Origin of the sequence: Streptomyces sp. (assembly GCF_019510245.1) — a bacterium.
GTDB lineage: Bacteria > Actinomycetota > Actinomycetes > Streptomycetales > Streptomycetaceae > Streptomyces.
In genome coordinates this window covers 1-5,711 of the sequence record NZ_JAEKKT010000276.1, presented here as the reverse complement: position 1 = coordinate 5,711, position 5,711 = coordinate 1, and the positions used below count along the sequence as shown (strand labels likewise).

Here is a 5,711-nt window from a genome sequence, read left to right as displayed (position 1 = left end):
AGCGCACAGAGCTGACGTCGCCCGCGGTCCGCGGAGCGTTAGCCCGCGACCCGGTTCCGTCCCGCCCGCTTCGCCTCGTACAACGCGTCGTCGGCGATCTTGATCAGCTGTTCGGCCGTCTCGGCGACGGACGGCGGGCCGCCGGCGACGCCGACGCTCACCGTGACGATGCCGGGCTCGGTCAGCTCGTGCGGCAGCGCCAGCTTCTCCACCGCGCGGCGGATCCGCCCGGCCACCATCAGCGCGTCGGTCATCGAGGTGGTCGGCAGCACCACGATGAACTCCTCGCCGCCGTAGCGGGCGACCATGTCGGTGTCCCGCACGCTGTCCTTGATCGCGTGCGCCACGCGCCGCAGGCACTCGTCCCCGGCGGGGTGCCCGTAGTGGTCGTTGAACAGCTTGAAGTGGTCGATGTCGAGCATGGCGATGGCGAGTGAGCTGTCCGGGCGGACGGCCCGCCGCCATTCGAGATCGAGCGCCTCGGTGAAGTGGCGGCGGTTGGCGAGCCCGGTGAGCGGGTCGGTGGTGGCCAGCAGCTCGAGCTGCTCGTTCGCCTCGCGCAGGGCCTCGGTGCGTTCGGCGACCTTGCGCTCGAGGCTGGCGTAGAGCAGCGCGTTGTCCAGCGACACCGACAGCTGCCCGGTGATCAGTTCGATCGCATCGAGGCGGTCGGCGGCGAACGCACCCCGGCTGCGGCGGTTCTCCAGCAGCAGGATCGCGCCGACCTCGCCGCGCGCCTGCACCGGCAATCCGAGCAGCGAACACTCGGTCAGCGCCTGGAAGTACGGATCGCGGGCGAACCGGTCGTCGCGCGTCGCGTCCTCGACCGCCAGTGGGGCTTGCGTCCGCTCGACGTAGCGCAGCGCCGACAGCGGGAGCAGCCCGCCGGCGGCGGCGTCCTCGACCGAGACGCGGCGGCCGTCGGGCTTGGGCACGACCCAGCCGGGGGCGTCCGGGTTTCGCAGGACGATCTGCACCCCGGTCGCGCCCGTCATCGAACGCAACACGTCGGCGACGACGTCCTGCAGGCGGCCGAGGTTCGTCTCCGAGCTCAACGCCTGCGACGCGCGCAGCACGGCGAGCATGTCGACCGCGTCGGAGGTCAGCGTGCCCGTGCGGGTCGCAGTTGGTCGGCGGCCATTTCGCCGACGCGTTTCCGGCTCGTCGGCCCGGACGGTGAGGTGCGGGAACTCCTCGGCCAGCTGCCGCACCTTCGCCGTCGCGCCCCAGCGGCGGTAGCGGCGCGCGGCCTCGGTCATCGCCAGCCGCCCGACCTGCTCGAAGCCGGTGGCCAGGTGCAGGCGGGCGAGCCGTTCGGCGATGAAGGCCTGCAGCCAGGGCGACTGCCGGTCCGCGATCTCCGCGGCGGCCGCGTCGAAGGCGTGGGCCGCGCCGGCGAAGTCGCCCAGGCCCCCGGCCCGCTCGGCCGCGACGAGCAGCGACAACGCGGCGAAGTTGTGCGGCGCCTCCTCCGCCCGGGCGGCGAGCCACGCCTCGACGGGCGCCAGCTCGGCGAGCAGGGCGGCGCGTGCGGGCTCGTCGGCGGCCGCCAGCCGGCCGGTCAGGGCCAGCCCGCGCATCAGTTGCATGGTGGTGACGGTCTGGGTTGCTTCGACGTAGGGCCGGTAGGCCATCGCCGCCGCCGAGTGCCGGTCGAGGGCGGACGGATCCCCGTGCGTCGCGGCCAGGAACGCGGCGAAGACGTGGACGTTCGCCGTCGCCGTCGGGTTGCCCGCCAGCTGCTCGAGGCGGGCCTCCAGCCCGTCGCCGTCGGTGTCGGTGTCGGCGTCGGTCAGTTCGTGCACGACGCGGCGGGCCACGAGGCAGTGCTCGGCCACGAACGGGTTGCCGCTGCGCTGCAGCCAGGAGATCGCGTGCTCGATCTGGGCGAGGGCGTCGGCGAGCGTCGCCGCGTGGGTCAGCGCATACGCGGGCACCGGGTAGAAGGTGTAGTCGGCGTTGCGCCGGTCGCCGTGGCGCACGAGGTCCTCGCGGGCCCGCTGCAGCTGGGCCGCGACGTCCTCGGCCGGGTCGAACCACGACCCGGCGCTGAGCGCGTAGAGGAACCGCGCCTGCGACGTGGCGGGCTCGTATCCCTTGGCCTCGCTCGCCGCGAGCACCCGCCGCACGGCCGCGTGCCCGGTGCGGTAGTCCTGCTGGGCGGCGATGGTGATGAAGGCGGTATGGGCGAGACCGCCGACGAGCGTCGCGCAGGGCCCGTGGGTGCGCCAGAGGCGGCCGGCCTCGACGACGAACCACGGCAGCACGGGGTGGCCGAGGAAGAAGGCGACGGGGACCGCCGCGCTGATCAGCTCGGCGATCTCGGCGACCTCGGGGTCGTGGTTGTCCGGCCGGGCGAGATCGTCCCGGTACGAACCGGTGCGCACCCACTCCTGCAGCGTGAACAGCCCGGCCCCGACCTCGACCATCAAGTCGTCGCCCTCGGGAATGATCGCCCCGCGCTGCGCCAGGGCCGCGACGGCCAGGTCGAGCGCCTCCGGCAGCCGGCCGCGCCCGGTCAGGCTGCCGACCTGCAGCGCCGTGCAGGCCGCGGGCGGCTCCCCCTCGGCGACGAGCTCGGCGTAGGCGGCGTCGGCGTCCTCGTGCTGGCCCAGGCCGACGAGGGCAAGGTGCCGGTCGACCTCGAGCTCCCGGTAGGTCGTGGCGTCCTCGCCGGCGTCGAGCAGCTCGAGGGCGCACGCGAGGTAGCGCTCGGCGGTGGCGTAGTCGGCGAAGCGCCGCGCGTGGGTGGCGGCGGTCGCGAACAGGCCGGCCACGGTCCGCCGCTCGTCCACCTCGGCCATGTCGTCCAGAGCGAACAGGTACTGCTCGGCGGCCAGTGCGGGGTGGGTGCCCTCCTCGGCGAGCGCGCGGGCGAGCCGCAGGTGCGCCGCCCGCCGCCGCGCCGGGTCCTGCCGGGTGTACGCGGCCTGCCGGATGCGGTCGTGCCGGAAGCCGATGGAGCGCGCGCCGTCGGGCTGCAGGACGAGCAACCCGTCCTCCAGCGCCGGGGCCAGCCGCTCGAGCGCGTCCGCCCCGAGCGCGACGCGCAACAGGTCGAGCGCGACCTCGCCGCCGAGGCAGGCGAGCAGGTGCAACAGCTCGACGGTGGCCGGCCGCAGCCGGCCGATGCGATCGGCGATGAGCTCGAGCACGTCCCCCGAGCCGAGCCGGTGCCGCAGCGCGCCGGCGTCCCAGCTCCAACCCGCGTCGCCCGGGACGAGAATGCCCTCCCGGCGCAGCGCGTTCACGAGTTCGACGGTGTCGAACGGGTTGCCGGCCGTTCGCTCGCGCACGGCGTCGGCGAGCGGCGCGATCTGCTCGGCCGGTGCCCGCAGCAGGCTGGCGAGCAGGTCGCACAGGTCTTCGGGGGGCAGATCCGCCAGGGCCAACCGGGTCGGGGGCGACTCCTGCGCCGCCCAGCGGGGCAGCAGCGTGGCCAGGGGATGGGTGGCGTCGACTTCGGCCTCGCGGCACGCGGCCACGATGAGCAGCCCGGGGAAACCGCCGGCGGTGATGAGCGCGTCGACGAAGGCCAGCGGGGCCGGGGTGGCCCACTGCAGGTCGTCGATCACGACCACCAGTGGGCGCGAGGGCGAGACGACCGCGCCGAGCAGCGCGATCCCCATCTGGACGAGCCGGGGCAGGGCCGTCCTCGGGTCGCCTATGGACGTGTCACCGTTCAGGCCGAGGACGGGCCGGAACTCCGGCACCAGCCCGGCCACCAGCTCCGCCTCCGGCCCGAGACGCTCGAGCAGCCGGGCGCGCTGCGCGGCGAGCTGATCGTCCGGCTCGGCCAGCAGCAACCGGGCGAGCGCGCCCAGCGCCTGGGTCACGGCGTCCTCGCCGCTCTGGCCGTACTGGTCGAACTTGCCGCTGACGAACCACCCACCGGCCGCCGTCACCGTCGGACGCAGCTGGTCGATCAGGCTGCTCTTCCCGACGCCGGGCGACCCGCTGACGACCACGCCGGGGCAGCGCCCGCCGAGCGCCTCGTGAAACGCCCGGTTGAGCGCGGCCAGCTCGTGGTCGCGGCCGACCAGCCGGGCCGGCGGGACGAGGCGCCACGGGTAGTCACGCTCGCCGGCGACGAGCTCGACCGCCGGGTCGGCCTGCACCCGACGCAGGTCGTGCAGGACGCCCTCCGCGCTCTGGTAGCGCCGGTCGGGTTCCTTCTCGAGCAGGTGCGCGATCACGGCGGCCAGGGCGGGCGGGACGGCCGGGTTGAGGCGCTCCGGCGGCGTGGGCGTCCGCGAGAGGTGGGCGTGGGTGAGCGCGAGCGCGTCGTCCTCGTCGCCGAACGGGGGGCGGCCGGTCGCCAGCTCATACAGCGTCGCGCCGAGCGCGTACAGGTCGGCCCGCTGGTCGACCGCCCATCCGGTGCGGCCGGTCTGTTCCGGCGCCAGGTAGGCCAGGGTGCCGGCGATCTCGCGGTGATGCGTGAATCCCGGCCGCTGCTCGGCGAAGGTGGTGGCCAGCTCGAAGTCGATGAGGACGACCGCGCCGTCCGGGCCCACGACCACGTTCGCCGGGTTGACGTCCTTGTGCACCACGCCGCGGCGGTGGACGGCCGCGAGCACCGTCGTCAACCGCACGGCGACGTCCAGCACCTCGGCGATCGGGAGCGGGCCACCGGCCACCCGGGCCGCCAGCGGCTCGCCGGCGTCGCGTAGGACGAGGCCGTCGCCGAACTCGGTGTGCCGCAGCAGCACCGGCACGCCGGCGACGCCGGCGACGCGCTCGAGGACCTCGCGCTCCTGCGCCAGCCGGGCGGCGGCGCCGTTGCCGCGGGTCGTTTTGACCACCACCCGCTCGCCGCCGGGCAGCACGACGCGGTCCACGCGGGTGCGTGGACTCTCGTAGACGACGTCGGCGCTCATCAGGAGCCTGATCGACGGCGACGAAGATCCTCTGAGCGCCCCGCCTCCGGGGCCGCGATGCAGGGTGGCGCGGCCGGCGGCGGAATCCCCACCCGAAGATCGACGAAGCGGCCCCCACGTTGCCGCCGCCGACCGCAGCCGTAATTGTTAGGTGAAGTCGCGGTTACGGCAAGTCAGCGTTGACCGCGCCCGGTACCGTCCGCCGGATGGAGACGCTGCGCACGCCGCCCGACCGCTTCGCCGGGCTGCCGGAGTTCGGCTACGAACCGCACTACGCCGACGTCCCGGACGGGACGGGCGGCACGGGCGGCACGGGCGGCACGGGCGGCACGGGTGGCACCCTGCGCATGGCCTGGGTCGAGGACGGCCCGGCCGACGGGGAGCCGGTGCTGCTGCTGCACGGCGAGCCGTCCTGGTCGTTCCTCTACCGCCGGATGATCCCGCCGCTGGCCGCCGCGGGGCTGCGCGCGATCGCGCCCGACCTGGTCGGCTTCGGCCGCTCCGACAAGCCGGCCGACCGCGGCGAGCACAGCTTCGCCCGGCACGTCGAATGGGTGCGCGCCCTCGTCGAGGACGTCCTCGACCTGCGCGGCGTCACCCTGGTCGGGCAGGACTGGGGCGGGCTGATCGGACTGCGCCTGGCCGCCGAGCATCCGGACCGGTTCGCCCGGCTCGTCCTCGCCAACACCGGCCTGCCGACCGGCGACCACCCCATGCCGCAGATCTGGCACCAGTTCAAGCAGGCGGTGGAGACGGCGCCGCAGCTCGACGTCGGCCGGTTCGTGCAGGCGGGCTGCCGGCAGCCGATGAGCGAAGAGGCGCGGCGCGCCT

The 5,711-nt window shown here is 74.8% G+C and carries 2 protein-coding genes; one reads left to right on the top strand and one right to left on the bottom strand.

All coding sequences use genetic code 11. The features are described 5' to 3' along the window. Positions 1-38 precede the first annotated feature (38 nt). Complete coding sequence (locus JF597_RS48695) at positions 39-4,880, bottom strand: diguanylate cyclase (protein WP_294012188.1); 4,842 nt, start codon at positions 4,878-4,880, stop codon at positions 39-41. A gap of 206 nt (positions 4,881-5,086) precedes the next feature. Between JF597_RS48695 and JF597_RS48690 the strand changes: the two genes are divergently transcribed. Continuing rightward, on the top strand, positions 5,087-5,711 hold a 625-nt coding region (locus tag JF597_RS48690; RefSeq protein WP_294012185.1), incomplete at its 3' end, for a haloalkane dehalogenase.